The sequence below is a fragment of the Bacillus sp. FSL W8-0645 genome (assembly GCF_038007905.1).
Classification (GTDB): Bacteria; Bacillota; Bacilli; order Bacillales; family Bacillaceae; genus Bacillus; species Bacillus pumilus.
The window spans coordinates 3374166-3392438 of sequence record NZ_JBBOYC010000001.1 but is presented as its reverse complement, the minus strand read 5'-3'; the positions used below and the strand labels follow the sequence as shown (position 1 = coordinate 3392438).

The window sequence follows — 18273 nt, the reverse complement described above, 5'->3', positions numbered from 1 at the left end:
CTTTTCTTAACTAATAATCCCTGTTTGTGTAATATTGACTTTTACTTTTGGGATGATTTTTACATTTGGATAATCCGTAACCCAGTTCATTTTCATGAATTCATCATAGTGTCTTACCCGATATTTTCTGCCTAGGCTAAGGACGTCAGAGTTTGCTTCTTGCAGGGAGGCCACGACTTTTTCTGCTTCTTTTGTCAAAATTGCGGAAAGCCTTTTGTTGAGCATTTTAATTTTTTTATCTGTGTCTAGATTATCTTTCGGGTATTCAAGGATAGAGGTCGTGAATTCATACTCAAGAGAAAAGGTTAAGTTTCGATGGTCAGGATTGATAATGTTGATGTCTCTCTTTGAATCTGTCACTTGAATGGTGATGTAATTGTTCTCCTTTGATTTCATATCACTTCTTACTTTTTTAGTGAAGTTCGCATATTTGCCCATATTCTCGTCCATGACATTGAGAAGAATGGCATCTTGTCCGTACAGCTCACCTTTCTTTTTCTCATTATCAAATAGGGCTACGCCTTTTACACTCGTTAGTTTTTTCTCTTGATCATAGTAGAGTAACGGCAGTGTGAAATCCTCTCCGGTTTGCAGCATTTTGGAACGAATGCTTTGCATGTTTTTAGGTGCTACTTGGGAGGATTGAGATGCAGTGGTGATGAGGTTATTTAAATAATCGCTCACAATGACCTTTTCCTTGAGGAGCTGGTTGATTAATTCCACACAGGTTCCCCCCTGTACCACTGCAAGATTGGCGAGCAAAGGACTTTTTGGATCTCGATAGAACATATCTAAATAGGGGAGAAGGCTATTTTGAGCAAATTCATCACCGATTAGCATGACTCGCATTTTTGATATATCAATTTTTTGATCGACAATTCGGCTGAAGTTGGTTCTTGCTTTTCTTAATGTAGGAGCTTCAGTTGTAAGAACAGTGGTTAAATAGCTGCCTGTATTTCCTTGCGCCATGCTTTGAGACTGCTGCACTTTACGATAGGTGATGGAGAACTTCGCATTGTCGTCTTCTCCTTGATCAACCGTAGACGTTAACACAAGAGAGATATTTTTTAATAAGTTTTGATCCCAGCAGCCAGGCATGAAGATAAGCGATATACACATGAGGAGCGTCAGCGAAAACTTATGACGCATGCGATTTCACCTTCCCTTTAAGATGTTTGATAAAAATGATGATGGCCATAATGATCGGCAGTGTGTAAATAACTGAAATTTGAGCAATGGTCGTAAAGTCGTTAAAGCGCTGTATTCTAAAGTTATCGTTTGCGAGAAAACAGCAAGCCGCGTAGATGAAAATGGCAAAATAATAGACATATTTTTTATGCTCTTTTTTATTAAGTAGGCTCGCTAGGCCATTGGCACAGAAGTGAAGGTAATTGCTGAGTGTGGCAAGAATGACAAACACCCAGAAACTTAGAAAAATTAAATCTGTTCGTTCAATGATTCCGAATGTAATGGTCTTTAATAGATAAAGCACAGGATTTGGAATGATATCAAGCTCAATCGGGCTGAAGAACATAAAACAAATCAATGTAATAAATAGGTAGAAAAGCGTCGTGCATATATTTGAAATCGTCATGACCTTATACCGTTCTTTGATGGAACCTTTCATGAATGGAGAGATGATGAGAATCATTTCAAAGCCGTTCATCGAGAGCACCACATCTTTCAACCCAAGCTGGAACTGAGACAAATCCGTCTGGAAGAAAGGCATGAGGTAGTCAATATTGGTTCCTTTTAACGAATAGAACATGAGTAAAGACAACATGAGCAAAAAGGGGGTTAAGATAAAGTTAAACCTGACGACCGCTGTGATTTTTTCTTTTGCGATGTAGATGATAGAGATCGTCAGCAATAAATTAATGACCCAGTTTGGCGTAAGTGGCAGTACCCATATACCAAGTATTCTGGTGAAAATTGAGAGAACAACAATGCAGATCGAGGCAAAATAAACTGTATAAAGCCCGATTAAAATATGCCCTATCCATTTCCCATAGACTTTGATTAATGCTTGGAAGAACGATATGTCAGGATATTTTTGAATGATATAAATGAAAATGGTATTGATGATTTGAATAAATACGCCGGCTAAGATAATCGCCATCCAGCCATCGTGCCCCATATCTTTCATCAGCAAATGGGGAAGTGCTAAAATCCCAACACCAATTTGAGATTGGATGAGAAAAAAGACCGCTTGAGATGGAGATATTTTATTTTTCATTTTTCTTTTCCCATCCTCTCAATTGTTCAATTTGTTTTTTCCTTTGCGGATTTAAATAAACAGGACGCTGTTTGTACATCCACATAGGTAGTCGAATGACGGTGTCCTTTAAATCCTGCCAGTTAAAAGGTGTAACAGGTGATAAGTACGGTACACCTAATGATTCTAGGCGGCATAAATTCATGAGGACGATGGCAAGGCCAAATGAAATGCCGATAAAGCCAAACATTGACGCCATGAACATGAGCGGAAAACGCAGCATCCTGATGGTAGACGTCATTTCAAATGAAGGAAGGACAAAGGAAGCAACGGCAGTCACGGCAACGACAACGATAAGGACATTCGAGATGAGTCCTGCTTGTACTACCGCATCCCCAATGACCAAACCGCCTACGATCCCAATGGTCTGCCCGATGGGTTTTGGCAGACGCACCCCGGCTTCCCGTATGAGTTCAATGGTAATTTCCATCAGCATGGCTTCGATTAAAGGAGGGAAGGGAATCCCAATAATAGAATTCTTCATTGTCACGGCGAGTTCATCAGGGACCACCTCATAATGAAACCCAATCACGGCGATATAAAAAGATGGTAGTATGACTGCGATGATGCAGGCGAGATAACGCAAAATACGGATAAATGTAGCTGGAATCCAGCGGCTATTATAATCATCTGGTGATTGAAAGAAACTAAAAAAGGTGACAGGAAGAATAATTGCCATAGGGCTCCCGTCCATCAGCACCACAATACGACCTTCAAGAATGGCAGATCTCACCTTATCAGGACGTTCTGTATCAATCAGCTGCGGAAAAATAGAAAATGAATCATCTTCGATCGCCTCAACAATAGAACCAGGACTAATCAGCGTGTCTACTTTAATAGAAGAGATCCGTCTGTTTACCTCTTCTACCTTTTCCTGATTCGCTACATCAGAAATATAAACAATCGCAAGCTTTGTTTCTGATTTTGTACCGACCTTATGGTACTGAATGGCGAGCTTCCGATCATTTAAGTGAGAACGCAGTAAATATATATTCGTATCCAAACTTTCCACAAATCCATCATGAGCACCCGCAATGATGCTTTCTGAAGAAGGCTCAGAAATAGAGCGAAGCGGCGGCTGCCCGACAGCAAATAATTTGATCTGCGAGGAATTTTCATCAAGAAAGGCAATACTTCCTGCAATAATACTGTCAGTGATCAGAGTCAAGTCGCCTGTTTCAAGCGTACTAAGAGACTTTGTATAATCTTGTTTTCCAGGAGGACCTAACAAATTACCGATAATAAAGTTGTTCAGTTTGCCTTCATCAATTCTTGTTTTAATAAAAAACAGGACAGATTTCGTTTCATTCACCATTAACTCTCGGTATTCAAAATCGCCGCTTTGCTGAAATGTTTTTTTCAGAATCCGTATTTTTTCCTCGAAGCTGCCTGATAAAAAATGCAACCGTGTTTGCTCATTGCTGTTTGGCATCTTTAGCCTCCTCTCACAGATTTTTTAACCTTAGTGTAAGCGCGGAAGCTGATTTTATTCGTCGCCTTTGGGGAAAGCATGACATGAATTGACAACTTTCAACTAAAATCATATTAAAAATGTTAAGAAATGATGAATCTTGATAAAAACAAATGAATAATGTTTCATTGTGTAGGTCATAAGGATCGAATATCGTAAAGAACAGGCATTTCGAAATGATCAATAGTTGACATATTATCCCAATTTTTCGTGACCTGAAAATAAGCATATGACTTGATTTTTTATGAGGTGACCTTTGTCATAGGTCAACGTGTAGCGTTCTGACCGATGAAGATGACTTTCTAACCTGTTCCTTCAAAAATCAAAAACATTCCAAAACACGCACTATTCATTTAAAGCGCTGATACGACTGATGTTATAGAGTTTAAAGGGCTTTAAAACATTGATTCAAAATACATCTTAACAATTGTCAAAAAATTTAGGGAGAAAAGGACAAAAGATTTTTCGATGCTTGATGGTAACGCTTACTCTTGATTGAAGCCGAAATTCAGGCTGATTTTTGTCCGTCTTTTGGCCTTTTCATTTAAAGAGGAGCTAGGTCAATTCACCTTCTGATTAGAGGATTTTGGCATACGAGGAAGTGAAAGATTATGTTACATAATACCGATTGTGATTTTATGCTGAACCTATATACTGTTGATTGAATTTACATATCACACTCATAAAAAAAGGAGATGTAGATAAGCGATGTGGTTAATCGTTATAGCCTGTGTCATCATGTTAGGGATTGGCTTTATTGAAAAGAAGCGTCACCAGAAAAATATCGATGCCCTACCGGTGCGCGTCAATATTAATGGTATTCGCGGAAAGTCTACCGTTACAAGATTGACAACCGGTATCTTAATGGAGGCAGGTTATAAAACTGTCGGCAAAACAACGGGAACAGATGCAAGAATGATTTATTGGGATACGCCAGAGGAGAAACCGATTAAAAGGAAACCGCAAGGACCGAATATCGGTGAGCAGAAGGAAGTTATGAGAGAAACCGTTGAAAGAGGAGCAAATGCCATCGTCAGTGAATGTATGGCGGTAAATCCAGATTACCAAATCATCTTTCAGGAAGAGCTGCTTCAAGCGAATATTGGCGTGATCGTAAACGTTCTTGAAGATCATATGGACGTCATGGGGCCGACACTTGATGAAATAGCAGAAGCCTTTACAGCGACAATTCCTTACAATGGACACTTGGTTATTACGGATAGTGAATATACGGATTTCTTTAAAGAGATTGCGAAAAAACGCAATACAGAAGTCATTGTTGCAGATAATTCCAAGATTTCTGATGAGTATTTACGGAAATTTGAGTACATGGTCTTCCCAGATAATGCCTCACTTGCACTTGGTGTTGCACAGGCATTAGGAATTGATGAAGATACGGCGTTCCGAGGAATGTTAAATGCGCCACCTGATCCAGGAGCGATGAGAATTCTTCCATTAATGGATGCGAAAACACCTGGACACTTTGTAAATGGTTTTGCGGCAAATGACGCATCATCTACATTGAACATTTGGAAGCGTGTGAAAGAAATTGGCTATCCAACAGATGAACCGATTATTATCATGAACTGCCGTGCGGATCGTGTAGATCGAACGATCCAGTTTGCGGAGGATGTACTTCCTTATATTGAAGCAAGTGATCTCGTCTTAATTGGTGAAACAACAGATCCAATTGTAAAGGCATATGAAGATGGAAAAATTCCGGCTGACCACTTACACAACCTTGAATATCAATCTACAGAAGACATTATGAACATGCTTGAGAAAAAGCTTCATAATCGAGTGGTTTATGGAGTCGGCAATATTCATGGTGCCGCTGAACCGTTAATCGAAAAAATTCAAGAATACAAAATTAAGCAGCTTGTCAGCTAGGAGGAAATATAGAAAATGTTCGGATCAGATCTTTATATCTCGTTAATTTTAGGTGTTCTACTTAGTTTAATCTTTGCAGAAAAAACAGGAATCGTACCAGCTGGACTTGTTGTCCCAGGTTATCTGGCGCTTGTATTTAACCAGCCAGTCTTCATTTTAGTTGTCTTATCTGTCAGCTTGCTTACGTATGTCATCGTTCGCTTTGGTCTATCGAAATTTATGATTTTATACGGACGCAGAAAGTTTGCTGCGATGCTGATTACAGGGATTGCCTTAAAGCTAGTCTTTGATTTCTTCTATCCAGTGGTCCCATTTGAAATAGCAGAATTCCGCGGAATCGGTATTATCGTTCCTGGATTGATTGCAAATACGATTCAAAAGCAAGGTCTTACGATTACCCTTGGAAGCACGTTACTTCTAAGTGGTGCAACATTTGCCATCATGTATGTTTACTATCTATTTTAAGATAAGGTGTGTCCAATGATGAATAAAAAATTGAGCTTTCAGGAAAAGCTGCTGAAAATCACAAAGAACCAAAAGAAAAAAACGAATAAACATGTACTGATTGCTTTACCGATCGTCATTGCTTGTACATTTCTATTTACGTTTATCGGGCAAGCAAAAGTGCCAACTGTACAAAAGAATCCAGAAAACATCCTGACCGCTTCGTTTGTTGGTGACATTATGTTTGGAAGAAACGTAGAGAAAGTAACAGACCGTTATGGAAAACAGCATCTCTTTCGCTATGCCAAACCATACTTTGATGTGTCAGATTATGTGACTGGTAACTTTGAGCATCCAGTCGCATCAGACCTGGAACAAGCGGCGCAAAAGAATATTCATTTAAAAACAGATGAGGATTCTGTCAAAGCGTTGAAGGATTTGAATTTCTCTGTATTAAACTTTGCGAATAACCATGCGGCAGACTATGGTGAAAAAGGGCTAAACAATACGATTGATGCCTTTAAACAAGCTGACATGGATTATACAGGCGCAGGCCATAACCTTCAGGATGCGAAGCGGAACATTTCGTATAAAGAAGTAAATGGTGTCAAAATCGCTACACTTGGTTTTACTGATGTGTATGGGAAAGATTTTAAAGCAACGAATCGCCAGGCGGGTATCTTGCCAGCCGATCCATCTATCTTTATTCCGATGATTTCGCAGGCTGCTGAAAAGGCAGATATCGTCGTTGTTCATGCTCACTGGGGACAGGAGTACAACAATGAGGTAAACGATAGACAAAGAGAATTGGCAAGAGCGATGTCTAAGGCTGGTGCTGATATCATTATCGGTGCTCATCCGCACGTTCTTGAGCCAATGGAAGTCTATAACGGCACGGCGATCTTCTATAGCTTAGGAAACTTTATTTTTGACCAAGGCTGGTCAAGAACACGTGATTCTGCACTTGTTCAGTATCATCTGAATGAAGATGGAAAAGCGACATTTGAAGTTGTCCCAATGTACATCAAAGAAGCAACACCTGCTCCGGTTAAAGCAGGATCATTTGAATCAAAATCCATTATCCGTATGCTGACAAATGGTACGAATGCGGATTGGAAAGAAAAAGACGGACACATTTTCTTTGAAGTAGATCACGCTGATAAAGTTAAACACTTAAAAGAAAACGGAGGGAAAGAGAAGAAATGAAATTCATAAAAGCAAGCTGGCCGTTTGTTGCATTAATTTTAGTCTTTGTCTTTATGTCTGCTTTTAAATTTAGTGACAGCCTCACAGATCATGAAAAACAAAAGATCTCGGTTGAAATGCAGAAAATCGAACAACAAAAACAGTCAAAAACGGAAGCAAGTAAATAACTCTAACGAGCATAGAGGGCACGCATTGCGTGCTCTTTTTTGTCGAAAAAAGGTGTAAAAAGTTAGGTGTCATGCCGAAACTATAGAAGAAAGGAGGGAGAAAGATCATGAAATGGAAAGGAATAGTGATTGCTGGATGCGCGCTCGTAGGGCTGATGTTCATGTCTCAATCAGAAATATCTGCTCAAACAGTGTCTCCTTTGGAGCAAGCGGAAAAGCTGATTGGAACACCTTATCATAAAGGAGGAACCGATCCAAAAACGGGCTTTGACGCATCAGGGTTTACGCAATATGTGTACAAGACATCAGGAGTATTTGATTTGCCGCGGAAGGTAATCGACCAGTATCAGATTGGAAAAAAGATATCATGGGACAAAGCCCAGCCAGGTGACCTTGTATATTTTCGCAGCCTTGAAGAAACAAAGGATATCCCGACACATGTAGCGTTGTACGCTGGTAACGATCAGGTCATTCACATCACTCTTAGTCAAGGTGTCGTGAAAACAGACGTCAGCAAAAGCAAATACTGGACGGACCGATTTTATGCAGTCAAACGACTTCCCGGCACACCGGCAATCTCGGATAATCGTCTTGTGAAAGATGCGATGAAATATTTAGGTATTCCTTATGTATTTGGTGCAGCAGACCCTAAGATTGGCTTTGATTGTTCAGGCTTTTTACAATATGTATTTGAAAAATCACTAGGGATTTATTTGCCTCGAAGTGCTGAACAGCAGTGGATGGTTGGAGAAAAAGTAGCATTAAATGATATACGTCCTGGGGATTTTGTCTTTTTTAGCAACACATATAAGCCAGGCATTTCTCATGTAGGGATGTATATTGGCGGCGACCGTTTTATTCATGCGAGCCGTTCGGAAAGTGTGACGATTTCTTATTTGTCCGAATCGTATTGGCGAGAAAAATGGACAGGGGCGAAACGATTAACGGAGCTGAAATTAGCAAAAGAAGACCCGATTGTCTCAAAAGCCGCTACGTATATTGGAGAAGTTCCTTATGTCAAAGGTGGGACGAATCCAAAGCAAGGCTTTGACACAGCAGGGTTCACACAGTATGTGTATCGAGAAGTACTTGGTATTGAACTGCCTCGTTATGCGTCAGGTCAAGTCAAGGCAGGTACGCCTGTGAAACGGTCGGAGCTGAAGCCGGGAGATCTCGTTTTCTTTAGTGGAACGTCATTGATACCGGCCATTTATGCAGGATCAAATCAAGTCATTCATATGACCGTCTCAAATGGTGTCGTGCTTACGAATATGAAAACAAGTACGTACTGGAAGGATAAGTATGAGACGGCAGTTCGAATTAAAAAATAAAGAAAAAGCCCGATCCACGCTCGTATCGGACTTTTAGACTTCTCTCTAGGCGCTGATCAGACAAGCGTCTTTTTTTCGTGGAATTGATTTTGTAAAAGCAGATCAATAAAGTAAGCAACACCGTCTTCATGATTACCTTTTGTAATGTAGGTGCTCTTTTCTTTAATGACATCGACTGCATTCCCCATTGCAATGCGGTGGCCTGCTTCCTCAAACATGGATAGATCGTTGGGGCTGTCGCCGATCGCATAAATATGTGAGCGGTCTACGCCATAATGAGCTGCGAGCTTTTTAAGGGCATGTCCTTTTCCAGACTCTTTTGGAAGAACCTCAATGATATGTTTTCCAGAAGAGGTCAATGAAAGCTCAGGCATTTCCGCGAGGAGATCTCGTGCTTCCTGTAGTTTATTCATATCAAACGAGAAGCAGAGTAATTTATAGGTCGCTTCATTCAACTCAAAAATCTGACGAATATCATCCACTGGTTTGATGCCAAATTGTTTGAATTGAGTCATTGCCCCTTCCCATAAATCAGCTACATCTTCATTTGGATTCGCGCTTTTGATCACATCAAATTCTGCTTTCAGCTTCTCTTTTCCATCAAAAGGAGAGAGGAGCGCATCGTCCGTGTAGACCTCAAAGTAAATGTTTCGTTCTACTAATGCCTGAGCCGCTCGTTTTCCTGCTTCTTGGTCAAGTGTGATACGGCTGAAAAGTTCGTAACCTTCTGTATGAACGGTTCCGCCGTTTGCTGCAATAATAGGGATATCCAAATCGCCAAGCAGTTCCTTCACATCAAAAGTCGCCCGCCCTGTACAGATGGTGACAATATATCCCGCTTCCTTCGCGCGGATCAATGCCTCCCTGTTTTGAGCAGATATTTCACTTTTTGTATTTAAAAGTGTACCGTCTAAATCAATCGCAATCATTTTTTTCATCGCTGTCAAATCCTCCTTCATGCATGCAATAGCCTCTTCAAAGTATGTACGATTTCGTTCCTTCTCATGAGCAATACGATGCTTGTTCCTCTCTATCAAGGCTAAACAAAAATGATCGAATGATCAAGGAAATAAGCCAAAGGGGAAAAATCTGCATCATCGTCAGCAAGTAAAAAAGCGCCCCTTAGGGACGCTTTCAGCGTGTAGACAAACCCTCGCATTCGGTGTCAGTCCTGTGCGCCGATGCTTACGAATATTAAATTCGCTCCGCTTCTGTGCTCGTCCTTCCTAGAGTTCTATCGCGCTGAAAAGAAGACAAAGAGCTAAAATAAAAACCATTTTAGCCCTTTGTCAACAATCAAAAAGCGCCCTTTAGGGACGCTTCAGCGTGTAGACAAACCCTCGCATTCGTTGTCAGGTCTGCGCGCGGGTGCTCACGAATGTTAAATTCGCTCTGCGCCAGTGCTCGCCCTTCCTAGACTTCAAAGGTTTTCTATCACGCTGAAAAGAAGACAAAGGGCTAAAATCAAGATCATTTTAGCCCTTTGTCAACAATCTGAAGCGCCCTTTGGGGACGCTTTCTGTTTTATGATAATTCAAGCTGCTTCTTCAATTCAGTCTTCACTTCGTTTAGCTGGTTTTGATCCAATTGGTAATAATAAACCCCGTTTGGCTGGTAATCAGAGCCTTTAAGCTGAATGGTATCAACCGATTTCAATGACGTCAGAAGTGGGAAAAGCCCGACTAGCTCTTTCATTGAAAGGTTGGTCGCGACATTATCACCAAGCGTATCAATGATATTGTCATATGACGGAATAGATGTTAACGATTTTGATTTATCAAAAATGGCTTTTAATACTTCCATTTGACGCTGCCCGCGCATTAAATCACTATCTGCTTTTCTAGTTCTCACATATGCGAGAGCTTGATCACCGTCTAGCGTATGAGTTCCTGTTTGAAGCTGTACCTTGCCCTTTGTATCTTTTAGAACCTGTTTGACTACATATTCATCCTTGACGTTAATAGACACCCCATTTAGTTCATTGACGATCTCTTTAAATGCTTTGAAATTACTTTGGATCATAAAATCAACCGGAATATCTAGTAAATCTTCGACTGTACTCAAGGTTAAATCTGCACCGCCAAATGCGTGTGCATGTGTAATTTTGTCATAGCCATGCCCTGGAATATTTACATATGAGTCCCTTGGAATGCTTAATAATTTCACGGTTTTACTTGTACGATTGACGGTTGCTAAGACCATCGCATCGCTTCGTGCTTGTTTCACTGTTTCGCCCGGTCTGCTGTCAATACCAAGCAGCAAGACAGAAAAGCTGTCTTTACCAGGATCAAATGCTTCAATCCGTTTGACAGATTGAGCGCCGCGATCTAAAGATACTTGTGCTTTTTTTGCAGCGCTTGTCACTTTATAGTAGGCATAGCCTGTGACAGAAGCGGTTGTCAGTAAAAGGATACCGACTATAAATAGAGTGACTTTCACCCATGGTTTTAAACGCTTTTTTCCTTTGCGTTTGCTTCTTGATTGATCCATATATTTTAAACCCTCGCTATGATTTTTATAGTAAAGATGTCCCTCTTTTTACTTACAAACTAAAACAAATATACCTTAAAACGGGATATAGTGCGATGTTTTTTTCACTAACGCTTAATTGACGTTTCCTTATCGTAAAAAGTTTCAATGATACGCAAATGAAATATATTTGTCATAAAACATCGAAATGTTTGAAGTGACAGAAAGTGAGGAAAATGATTTTCCATAGAGAAACATCCAGTACATACAGAACAAAAGAGGGGTTATGAACATGAAAAATCGGAATGGATGGCTTTATTTTTTCGGCGCACTTGGCGGCGCCTTATATGGCTATGATACAGGTGTCATTTCTGGCGCCATCTTATTTATGAAAGAGGATTTAGGGTTAAACGCATTTACAGAGGGGCTTGTTGTCAGCTCGATTTTAATCGGAGCGATGCTCGGTTCCTCTTTATCTGGAAAGCTGACAGATCAATTTGGGCGGAAAAAAGCCATCATCGCCGCAGCGATTTTGTTTATTATCGGCGGATTTGGTACAGCCCTTGCTCCGAATACGGAAGTGATGGTCTTATTCCGAATTGTGCTAGGACTTGCTGTCGGGTGCTCGACCACGATTGTTCCATTATATTTATCTGAACTTGCTCCAAAGGAATCGAGAGGTGCACTGTCCTCATTAAATCAGCTCATGATCACATTTGGTATTCTTCTCGCCTATATTGTGAATTACGCTTTAGCGGATGCAGAAGCATGGCGCCTGATGCTTGGAATTGCGGTCGTGCCTTCTGTGCTTTTATTATGTGGGATTATGTTTATGCCAGAAAGCCCCCGCTGGCTGTTTGTCCATGGACAGGCAGACCGTGCGAAAGAGATATTATCTAAACTCAGAAAGAGTAAGCAAGAAGTGGAAGAAGAAATTTCAGACATTCAACAGGCGGAAAGTGAAGAAAAAGGCGGTTTTAAGGAATTATTTGAGCCATGGGTACGCCCAGCATTAATCGCTGGTGTCGGTCTTGCCTTTCTGCAGCAGTTTATCGGTACCAATACGATTATTTACTATGCACCAAAAACATTCACAAGTGTTGGCTTTGGTAATTCAGCGGCCATTTTAGGAACCGTCGGAATTGGGGCAGTGAACGTCGTCATGACGTTTGTGGCGATTAAAATCATTGACCGTGTAGGGCGTAAAGCGCTGCTCTTATTTGGGAATGCTGGCATGGTCCTAAGTTTAATTGTCCTGTCAGTGGTCAATCGATTTTTCGAGGGGTCAACAGCTGCAGGATGGACAACCATTATTTGTTTAGGACTCTTCATCGTCATCTTTGCTGTCAGCTGGGGTCCAGTCGTTTGGGTGATGCTTCCTGAGCTGTTCCCAGTACATGTCCGAGGAATCGGTACGGGCGTCTCTACCTTCCTCCTTCATACAGGGAATTTAATCATCTCGCTTACATTCCCAACTTTACTTAGCGCGATGGGTATCAGTAATCTCTTCCTCATTTATGCGGTCATTGGCGTAGGTGCCTTCTTATTTGTGAAATATATGGTGGCTGAAACGAAAGGGAAAAGTCTTGAAGAAATTGAAGAAGATTTAAAAAAGAGGAACCGTGCCGTCACAGGTGAAGAAGGAAAAACGGTGTGAACAATGACCAGCTGCACACATGCAGCTGGTTTTTCTTTGTTAAACAAACGTTTAATTAAGAAAGGACAATCTCTCATCTTCTGAACGTGCTGCATATGACATACATATGGAACAGACGGGCGAAAGGTGGAAATGAGATGAAAGGGAAAACGAGCATTGTCATCCTGACATACAATGAACTGCATTTAACGAAAAAATGTATCGACAGCATTAAGCAGCATACCCGAAGTGACCAATATGAACTCATCATCGTTGATAATGCGTCAACCGACGGGACGAAGGAATATGTGAGAGAGTTGAAAGATGTGATTTTCATAGAAAATGCAGAAAATCGAGGCTTTGCAAAGGGCTGTAATCAAGGAGCGAAAAAAGCGACAGGAGATAGCATTCTCTTTTTAAATAACGATACGATCGTGACGGAAAACTGGCTTTCTCCATTAAGAGAGGCGTTATTTGCATCAGAACGTATTGGGATGGTAGGACCAGTCTCCAATTATGTGAGTGGTCCTCAAATGGTCGAGCCATCGTATACAGATGTGAAGGAGCTCCCAGCTTTTGCGAAGAATTATACGGCTGCGAAAAAAGGTCAGAGAACTTATGTACATCGGCTTGTGGGATTTTGTCTGCTTGTGAAAAGAGAGCTTATTGAAGAGGTGGGTTTATTTGATGAACGGTTCGTGTATGGATCATTTGAGGATGACGACCTTTGTTTGAGATCCTTGCTCAAGGGATATCAGCTGCAAATCGTTCACGATTCATTTGTGCATCATCACGGTCATGCAACCTTTCGAGCAAATCAAGAAACGAACATCTCTACACTGTTTGCAGAGAACAGGCTTCGGTTTTTAGATAAATGGGGCATTGACCTCAATCTGATGGCTCCTCATCCGTACTTTGCGGCTCTGCTGCCTGAAGACGCTGTTTGTGTACTGGATGCGGGATGCGGCGCAGGAGCAACAGGGCTTGAACTAATGAATCGGCAGTCTGTTGACATGTACGGAGTAGAGGCTAATCCATTAAAAGCAGCCATCGCAAAGGCATATTACAAAGAAGTCATCGAGGCAAAAGCAGATAAGTACCCGTGGTTAGAGAAAGAGGCTTTTTTTGATGCGATCATTTTTTCGGATGTTTTAGAGCATGTGTCAGATCCTTGGCACATCATTGAACAAGCACACGCATCTTTAAAGCCAGGCGGCGTGATCATTTGTTGCCTGCCCAACATGATGCATGCAGAGGTGCTTCTCCCGTTAATGACAGGGGATTTTACGTATCAAGATGTAGGAATTTTAGACCGAGGTCACCTGAGGTTCTTCACACCAAATACAATGCGTGCGCTTTTCCCAGACCATTTGTTTGAACGGATGATCGAGCAGAGGATCAATGTTCCGATTAATCAAAACGTCCAATTGTTTTTTGACGAGGTGGCGAGAGTAGGAGTGTCACTTGGCTTTCAAACAAAAGCGTTGACTGATCAAGTGACTCTATATCAGCTTTTACTTGTCGTGCGTAAAAAAGGCGGCTCCCCTTCGGGATAACCGCCTTTTTGCTTTACCATTTAAAGCTTTTTGTTGCACCTTCTGCACCAAAGTTCAAGATGCTGACTTTGACATCGTAATCAATGGCTGCTTCTTGGAAGAGCCTATCCCACTCGGTACCATGCCGATCCCAATAGTCAGGATATTTCATACGGAACTGCTTGTTAAACAATATGGGATCAACGCCCACTTCTTTTTGCACATGATGGACCGCTTTTTGAATGCGTTCTTTAATTTTATGAGCAAAGATCCGCTCAAATCGTTTGATATACTGCTCATCGAATGAGTTTTCAGGAGGATATTGATCCTCAGACAATTTTCCATTAGTTTGTACGCTAATTTTAAAGGATACCTTTCCATTTTTCAGATAGGGCTCGACCTTCGTCTTTGCTTTTTTGATTTCATACGTTATCGGATAACCTTTGTAGGTGGCAGGTACAACGCCACCTGAAATTCGGTCCATCACCCAGTTTAAAGATTGGACATCCTTCGCAGGGATGAAACCGATCAGCTTACGTGTTTTTCCGTGAATGATGCCTGCTCCATCATAAATAAGTTCACCGTCTATCGCATCTACACTTTGCACAAGGAAGCTAACGCCCATCTGAAAGTAATCAGACGCCCGGCCAATACGTGTTGGCGGTGCGATCTTTCCGTTAAAGCTTCGATTTTTGGATGTTTCGAAGATATGCTCAACTGGGACCTTTTGCTGTGATTTCAATTTTTGGTTGATGATTTTTGACGCATCTCCTCGTGTCACGAGGAGATAGCTGCTTCGCCGAACCTCATCATCTCGAATAAAATGATTGAGTGTTCCTTGAATATCGTGTTGCTCCGCCTGGGTTTTACCAAACAAAAAGATTTTCAGGTGATCACTATAGATCGGCGGGTCCTTCAAGGCGACATTACTGACAGCCTCCAGCACATTTTTTCCCTTCGAGACAACATTCACATAGCCGGGAGAATCGGCTTCTTGTGTTCCGCCTGTTTTCGGTACAAGGTTTTGGTAGGTCAGCTTAACGCCATCCTCATCTTCCTCATCAATACCAACACCGCGTACAAACGATAGTTTTTCAATATCCTTTAAATCCCAGCATCCTGCTGATAGAAGGAAAAGACAGCAGGACAAAAAGATGAACATTACACGTCTTCCTCTCATGCAGAACGACCTCCCCATTTTTTGCGTATCATCAGCAGAACAGCTGTAATAAAAGGAATGGCTAAAACCGCGAACAATGCGTAGCCGAGTAAAGTAGAGTAGTAAAAGACTTCATTGATATTTCTCGGAAATAAAGAGAGGGCAGAGGTAATCAAAAACAGCAGCCATAGCAGTCTCGTTACATTGGTCGTCTTAAAGACCGTGTGACAGCCTTTAATCGCAAATTGGAAAAAGCCAAGCATACAAATAAACTGCTGGCACGTCCAGATCGTCAGCAAAAAAATGTCAAATCTTTCAATGAAGACCCCTTCAAGTTCTAGTGCTTGAATGAGGGAGACAGTGGGCCAGGTGAGGGATTTCGTTTCTCCAACGGTCATGGAACCAATCACAATAAAGAGCGTGAGAGAGTAGATAAGTGAGGTAATTCCGACCCCGATCGCAGCGGCCCATTTCGCCTTCGACCATTTGTCTTTATAAATAAGTGGTACAACAAACAAAATGACCTCAAAGCCTGTAAATTGAATAAATGTTTGAGAGAACAAATTACTGAAATCTTTAAACCCGTGTGCCATGACAGGACGTAAATAATCAAAATCGAATATTTTCAGACAAAACAGCATGAGCCCGATGTAAATGATCAAGGCGATGGGATAAATGTACGTGACCAATTTGACGACTGGGAAAATACCGCTTTTCAAATGATAGATCGCCACGAGAAGAAAAATCATCACAATTACTGCCATGGGAGTCGATTCCAGCAGGAAAAATTGGACCACTTCCCCGAGTACACGCGCTTCAAAGCCGACAATGCCTAGTAAATAGGCAATCAGCATTAAATTAAAGAACGTGCCAATGATGGCACCGGCTCCTTTTCTATTTGAGTCAAAAATGGTATCCGGCGCATTTTTTTCAGCAATCCATCCTAACAAAAAAGCAATGAAAGCAAAGATGACTCCCTGTATTAATACAATGATCCAGCCATCAGGGAATCCTGAATTGGCAGAACTGCGAGGAATGGTTAAAATTCCAGCGCCTATCATTGTAGAGCTGCACAGAATGGTGACTTGTAACAATGATAGCTTCTCAGCTCTGTACATCGTTTAATCTCCTTGTCTTTTGAGATTTTTTATTTTTGCTGTTTTCGGTCTCGATTTAAATAGCCCAATTGGTAAACGTACGTACGTATCCTTTAAATCTGAAAACGGTGAAGACAAAACAGGTGTGAAATAGTCAAAACCAAAGGTCTTTAATTGCATCAGGTGACAAAGCACAAATAAATAACACATGATTAAGCCATATAACCCCAACATCGCTGAACTGAAAATAGCCATAAACCGCAAGATACGCAGCGGGAAACTAAAGTCATAGGACGGTGCCGTAAAGTCAGCTAGTGCGGTCAGCGACACAATAATCACCATTAAGGCACTGACGATATTGGCTTGGACAGCCGCCTGACCAATGATGACGCCGCCAATGAGCCCAATTGTCTGCCCGATGGCTCTAGGAAGCCGAAGTCCAGCTTCTCGCAGCAGCTCTATCGTAAAAGACATAAGAATCGCCTCAACAACAGGAGGGAACGGAACATTCTGCCGGCTGCCTGCGATGGTGAGCGCCATCCGTGTGGGTAATAAGCCTGGATGATAAGAAACAAGTGCAATGTAAAGCCCGGGTAAAAAAATCGTGAGCAACACGGCGATATAACGGAGTAAACGTAAAAGAGTCGCGCTAGTCCATCTCTGATAATAATCTTCAGGTGATTGCATCAAGGCTGTAAAGGTCATCGGTAAAATGAGCGCAAAAGGAGTGCCATCGAGTAAAATTGACACTTTTCCTTCAAGCACAGATGCAATCACCCGGTCAGGACGTTCTGTATTTTGAATCTGCGGGAAAATGGAGATGTGGCTGTCCTCAATTAGCTGTTCAATATAGCCGGTTTCAGGGATGTCATCCATTTTGATTTCGGTCATGCGTGATAAAACATCTTCTACTAATTTAGGGTCAACAATATCACGAACGTACACAAGGGCTGCGGACTTTTTATTGCGAGTACCTACATTCACCTTTTGAATGACGAGGTTTGGGTCATTTGCCCGCTCGCGGATTAAAGCCGTGTTTTTTTCAAGATTTTCAATAAAGCCGATCCGAGGCCCTCTTACAAGGACTTCCGATTGCGGCTCTTCTACTTCTCTAAATTGAAAAAGGTTCGTTTGGAGCGCAAGTGCTTGAGCCGAGCCATCTACAAATAAAATAGCCCTGCCGTTATATAACTGCTCGATGGCAAGGTTCATATCCTCGAGCACGTCATTTTGGATGCCAAAGAACGTTTTAGACAGGGCTGGAAGCGTACTAGAATCAACCTCGGTGATATCCAGTTCCTTTTGCATGGGTGAAATGATTTGTTTGGAAAGCATCTCAAATTCTGTGAGTCCTTCAACGTACATGAGACATGCAGAGATAGCAGAAGGGCCAAATGAAAATGAGTGGAACACGATATCATCACTTTTCCCAGCAAAGCTTTTGACGCGCTTGATGACGGACGCTATATCTTGTTCAATACGACTTTTCATAATACCTCACCCTCATGTCATGTTTTTTATAGAGTGACTCGGATGGTGGAGAATTATGCAAATAGAAAAAAGAGAATCCCTGCAAATAGGAATTCTCTCGTC

At 41.5% G+C, this 18273-nt stretch carries 15 protein-coding genes; 7 read left to right on the top strand and 8 right to left on the bottom strand.

Features of this window, described 5'->3' with window-relative positions:
• Nucleotides 1-6 precede the first annotated feature (6 nt).
• The 3 genes from NST39_RS17575 to NST39_RS17565 are packed head-to-tail and all read right to left on the bottom strand — an operon-like array spanning nt 7 to nt 3707.
• Nucleotides 7-1149: a Ger(x)C family spore germination protein gene (locus tag NST39_RS17575; RefSeq protein WP_341029558.1), complete on the bottom strand. Its 1143-nt coding sequence runs from the start codon at nt 1147-1149 to the stop codon at nt 7-9.
• Nucleotides 1139-2236: a GerAB/ArcD/ProY family transporter gene (locus NST39_RS17570; protein ID WP_044140087.1), complete on the bottom strand. Its 1098-nt coding sequence runs from the start codon at nt 2234-2236 to the stop codon at nt 1139-1141. The genes NST39_RS17575 and NST39_RS17570 overlap by 11 nt, the downstream gene beginning before the upstream one ends.
• Nucleotides 2226-3707, bottom strand: a complete 1482-nt coding sequence (locus NST39_RS17565; RefSeq protein WP_044140086.1) for a spore germination protein — start codon at nt 3705-3707, stop codon at nt 2226-2228. The genes NST39_RS17570 and NST39_RS17565 overlap by 11 nt, the downstream gene beginning before the upstream one ends.
• 747 nt (nt 3708-4454) lie before the next feature.
• On the opposite strand from NST39_RS17565, the gene pgsB reads away from it, so the two are divergent.
• The 5 genes from pgsB (at nt 4455) to NST39_RS17540 (ending at nt 8784) form a co-directional block, all read left to right on the top strand.
• Nucleotides 4455-5636 (top strand): poly-gamma-glutamate synthase PgsB, encoded by a 1182-nt coding sequence (gene pgsB, locus NST39_RS17560; RefSeq protein WP_268453655.1) that lies wholly within the window; start codon nt 4455-4457, stop codon nt 5634-5636.
• 15 nt (nt 5637-5651) lie between these two features.
• The gene (pgsC, locus tag NST39_RS17555; protein WP_012011488.1) at nt 5652-6101 is read left to right on the top strand and encodes a poly-gamma-glutamate biosynthesis protein PgsC; all 450 of its coding nucleotides are present in this window, start codon (nt 5652-5654) and stop codon (nt 6099-6101) included.
• An 18-nt stretch (nt 6102-6119) separates the two neighbouring features.
• Nucleotides 6120-7286 carry a CapA family protein gene (locus NST39_RS17550; RefSeq protein ID WP_341029551.1) on the top strand — a complete coding sequence of 389 codons (1167 nt, stop codon included), beginning with the start codon at nt 6120-6122 and terminating at the stop codon, nt 7284-7286.
• On the top strand, nt 7283-7453 hold the full coding sequence (locus NST39_RS17545; protein WP_165840213.1) for a hypothetical protein: 171 nt from the start codon (nt 7283-7285) through the stop codon (nt 7451-7453). Before NST39_RS17550 ends, NST39_RS17545 begins: the two co-directional genes overlap by 4 nt.
• Nucleotides 7454-7560: 107 nt before the next feature.
• Nucleotides 7561-8784 (top strand): C40 family peptidase, encoded by a 1224-nt coding sequence (locus NST39_RS17540; RefSeq protein WP_341029548.1) that lies wholly within the window; start codon nt 7561-7563, stop codon nt 8782-8784.
• 56 nt (nt 8785-8840) lie between these two features.
• Here NST39_RS17540 and NST39_RS17535 read toward each other — a convergent pair whose 3' ends face one another.
• Both NST39_RS17535 and NST39_RS17530 read right to left on the bottom strand, forming a co-directional pair.
• The gene (locus NST39_RS17535) at nt 8841-9722 is read right to left on the bottom strand and encodes a Cof-type HAD-IIB family hydrolase (RefSeq protein WP_181462007.1); all 882 of its coding nucleotides are present in this window, start codon (nt 9720-9722) and stop codon (nt 8841-8843) included.
• A 586-nt stretch (nt 9723-10308) separates the two neighbouring features.
• The gene (locus tag NST39_RS17530; RefSeq protein ID WP_044140082.1) at nt 10309-11274 is read right to left on the bottom strand and encodes an LCP family protein; all 966 of its coding nucleotides are present in this window, start codon (nt 11272-11274) and stop codon (nt 10309-10311) included.
• A gap of 271 nt (nt 11275-11545) precedes the next feature.
• Here NST39_RS17530 and NST39_RS17525 point away from each other — a divergent pair, with 271 nt between their 5' ends.
• Complete coding sequence (locus NST39_RS17525) at nt 11546-12910, top strand: sugar porter family MFS transporter (protein ID WP_095117897.1); 1365 nt, start codon at nt 11546-11548, stop codon at nt 12908-12910.
• Between the two features lie 137 nt (nt 12911-13047).
• The gene (locus NST39_RS17520) at nt 13048-14445 is read left to right on the top strand and encodes a bifunctional glycosyltransferase family 2 protein/class I SAM-dependent methyltransferase (RefSeq protein WP_185107751.1); all 1398 of its coding nucleotides are present in this window, start codon (nt 13048-13050) and stop codon (nt 14443-14445) included.
• A gap of 13 nt (nt 14446-14458) precedes the next feature.
• On the opposite strand, the gene NST39_RS17515 is transcribed toward NST39_RS17520, so the two are convergent.
• Genes NST39_RS17515 through NST39_RS17505 form a run of 3 tightly spaced genes read right to left on the bottom strand, consistent with a single transcriptional unit; the run spans nt 14459 to nt 18171 of the window.
• Entirely contained in the window at nt 14459-15604 is a 1146-nt protein-coding gene (locus tag NST39_RS17515) for a Ger(x)C family spore germination protein (RefSeq protein ID WP_106067030.1), read from the bottom strand.
• A complete protein-coding gene (locus tag NST39_RS17510; RefSeq protein ID WP_113767778.1) occupies nt 15601-16701 on the bottom strand; it encodes a GerAB/ArcD/ProY family transporter in 1101 nt (366 codons plus the stop codon). Before NST39_RS17510 ends, NST39_RS17515 begins: the two co-directional genes overlap by 4 nt.
• A 3-nt stretch (nt 16702-16704) precedes the next feature.
• Entirely contained in the window at nt 16705-18171 is a 1467-nt protein-coding gene (locus NST39_RS17505) for a spore germination protein (RefSeq protein WP_341029541.1), read from the bottom strand.
• Nucleotides 18172-18273 lie beyond the last annotated feature (102 nt).

Bases quoted from the DNA above. Each gene is read 5' to 3' on its own strand.
- NST39_RS17520 (WP_185107751.1), top strand. From the start codon at position 13,048: ATGAAAGGGAAAACGAGCATTGTCATCCTGACATACAATGAACTGCAT.
- NST39_RS17530 (WP_044140082.1), bottom strand. From the start codon at position 11,274: ATGGATCAATCAAGAAGCAAACGCAAAGGAAAAAAGCGTTTAAAACCA.
- NST39_RS17545 (WP_165840213.1), top strand. From the start codon at position 7,283: ATGAAATTCATAAAAGCAAGCTGGCCGTTTGTTGCATTAATTTTAGTC.
- pgsC (WP_012011488.1), top strand. From the start codon at position 5,652: ATGTTCGGATCAGATCTTTATATCTCGTTAATTTTAGGTGTTCTACTT.
- NST39_RS17535 (WP_181462007.1), bottom strand. From the start codon at position 9,722: ATGAAAAAAATGATTGCGATTGATTTAGACGGTACACTTTTAAATACA.
- NST39_RS17565 (WP_044140086.1), bottom strand. From the start codon at position 3,707: ATGCCAAACAGCAATGAGCAAACACGGTTGCATTTTTTATCAGGCAGC.
- NST39_RS17510 (WP_113767778.1), bottom strand. From the start codon at position 16,701: ATGTACAGAGCTGAGAAGCTATCATTGTTACAAGTCACCATTCTGTGC.
- NST39_RS17550 (WP_341029551.1), top strand. From the start codon at position 6,120: ATGAATAAAAAATTGAGCTTTCAGGAAAAGCTGCTGAAAATCACAAAG.
- NST39_RS17525 (WP_095117897.1), top strand. From the start codon at position 11,546: ATGAAAAATCGGAATGGATGGCTTTATTTTTTCGGCGCACTTGGCGGC.
- pgsB (WP_268453655.1), top strand. From the start codon at position 4,455: ATGTGGTTAATCGTTATAGCCTGTGTCATCATGTTAGGGATTGGCTTT.
- NST39_RS17515 (WP_106067030.1), bottom strand. From the start codon at position 15,604: ATGAGAGGAAGACGTGTAATGTTCATCTTTTTGTCCTGCTGTCTTTTC.
- NST39_RS17575 (WP_341029558.1), bottom strand. From the start codon at position 1,149: ATGCGTCATAAGTTTTCGCTGACGCTCCTCATGTGTATATCGCTTATC.
- NST39_RS17505 (WP_341029541.1), bottom strand. From the start codon at position 18,171: ATGAAAAGTCGTATTGAACAAGATATAGCGTCCGTCATCAAGCGCGTC.
- NST39_RS17540 (WP_341029548.1), top strand. From the start codon at position 7,561: ATGAAATGGAAAGGAATAGTGATTGCTGGATGCGCGCTCGTAGGGCTG.
- NST39_RS17570 (WP_044140087.1), bottom strand. From the start codon at position 2,236: ATGAAAAATAAAATATCTCCATCTCAAGCGGTCTTTTTTCTCATCCAA.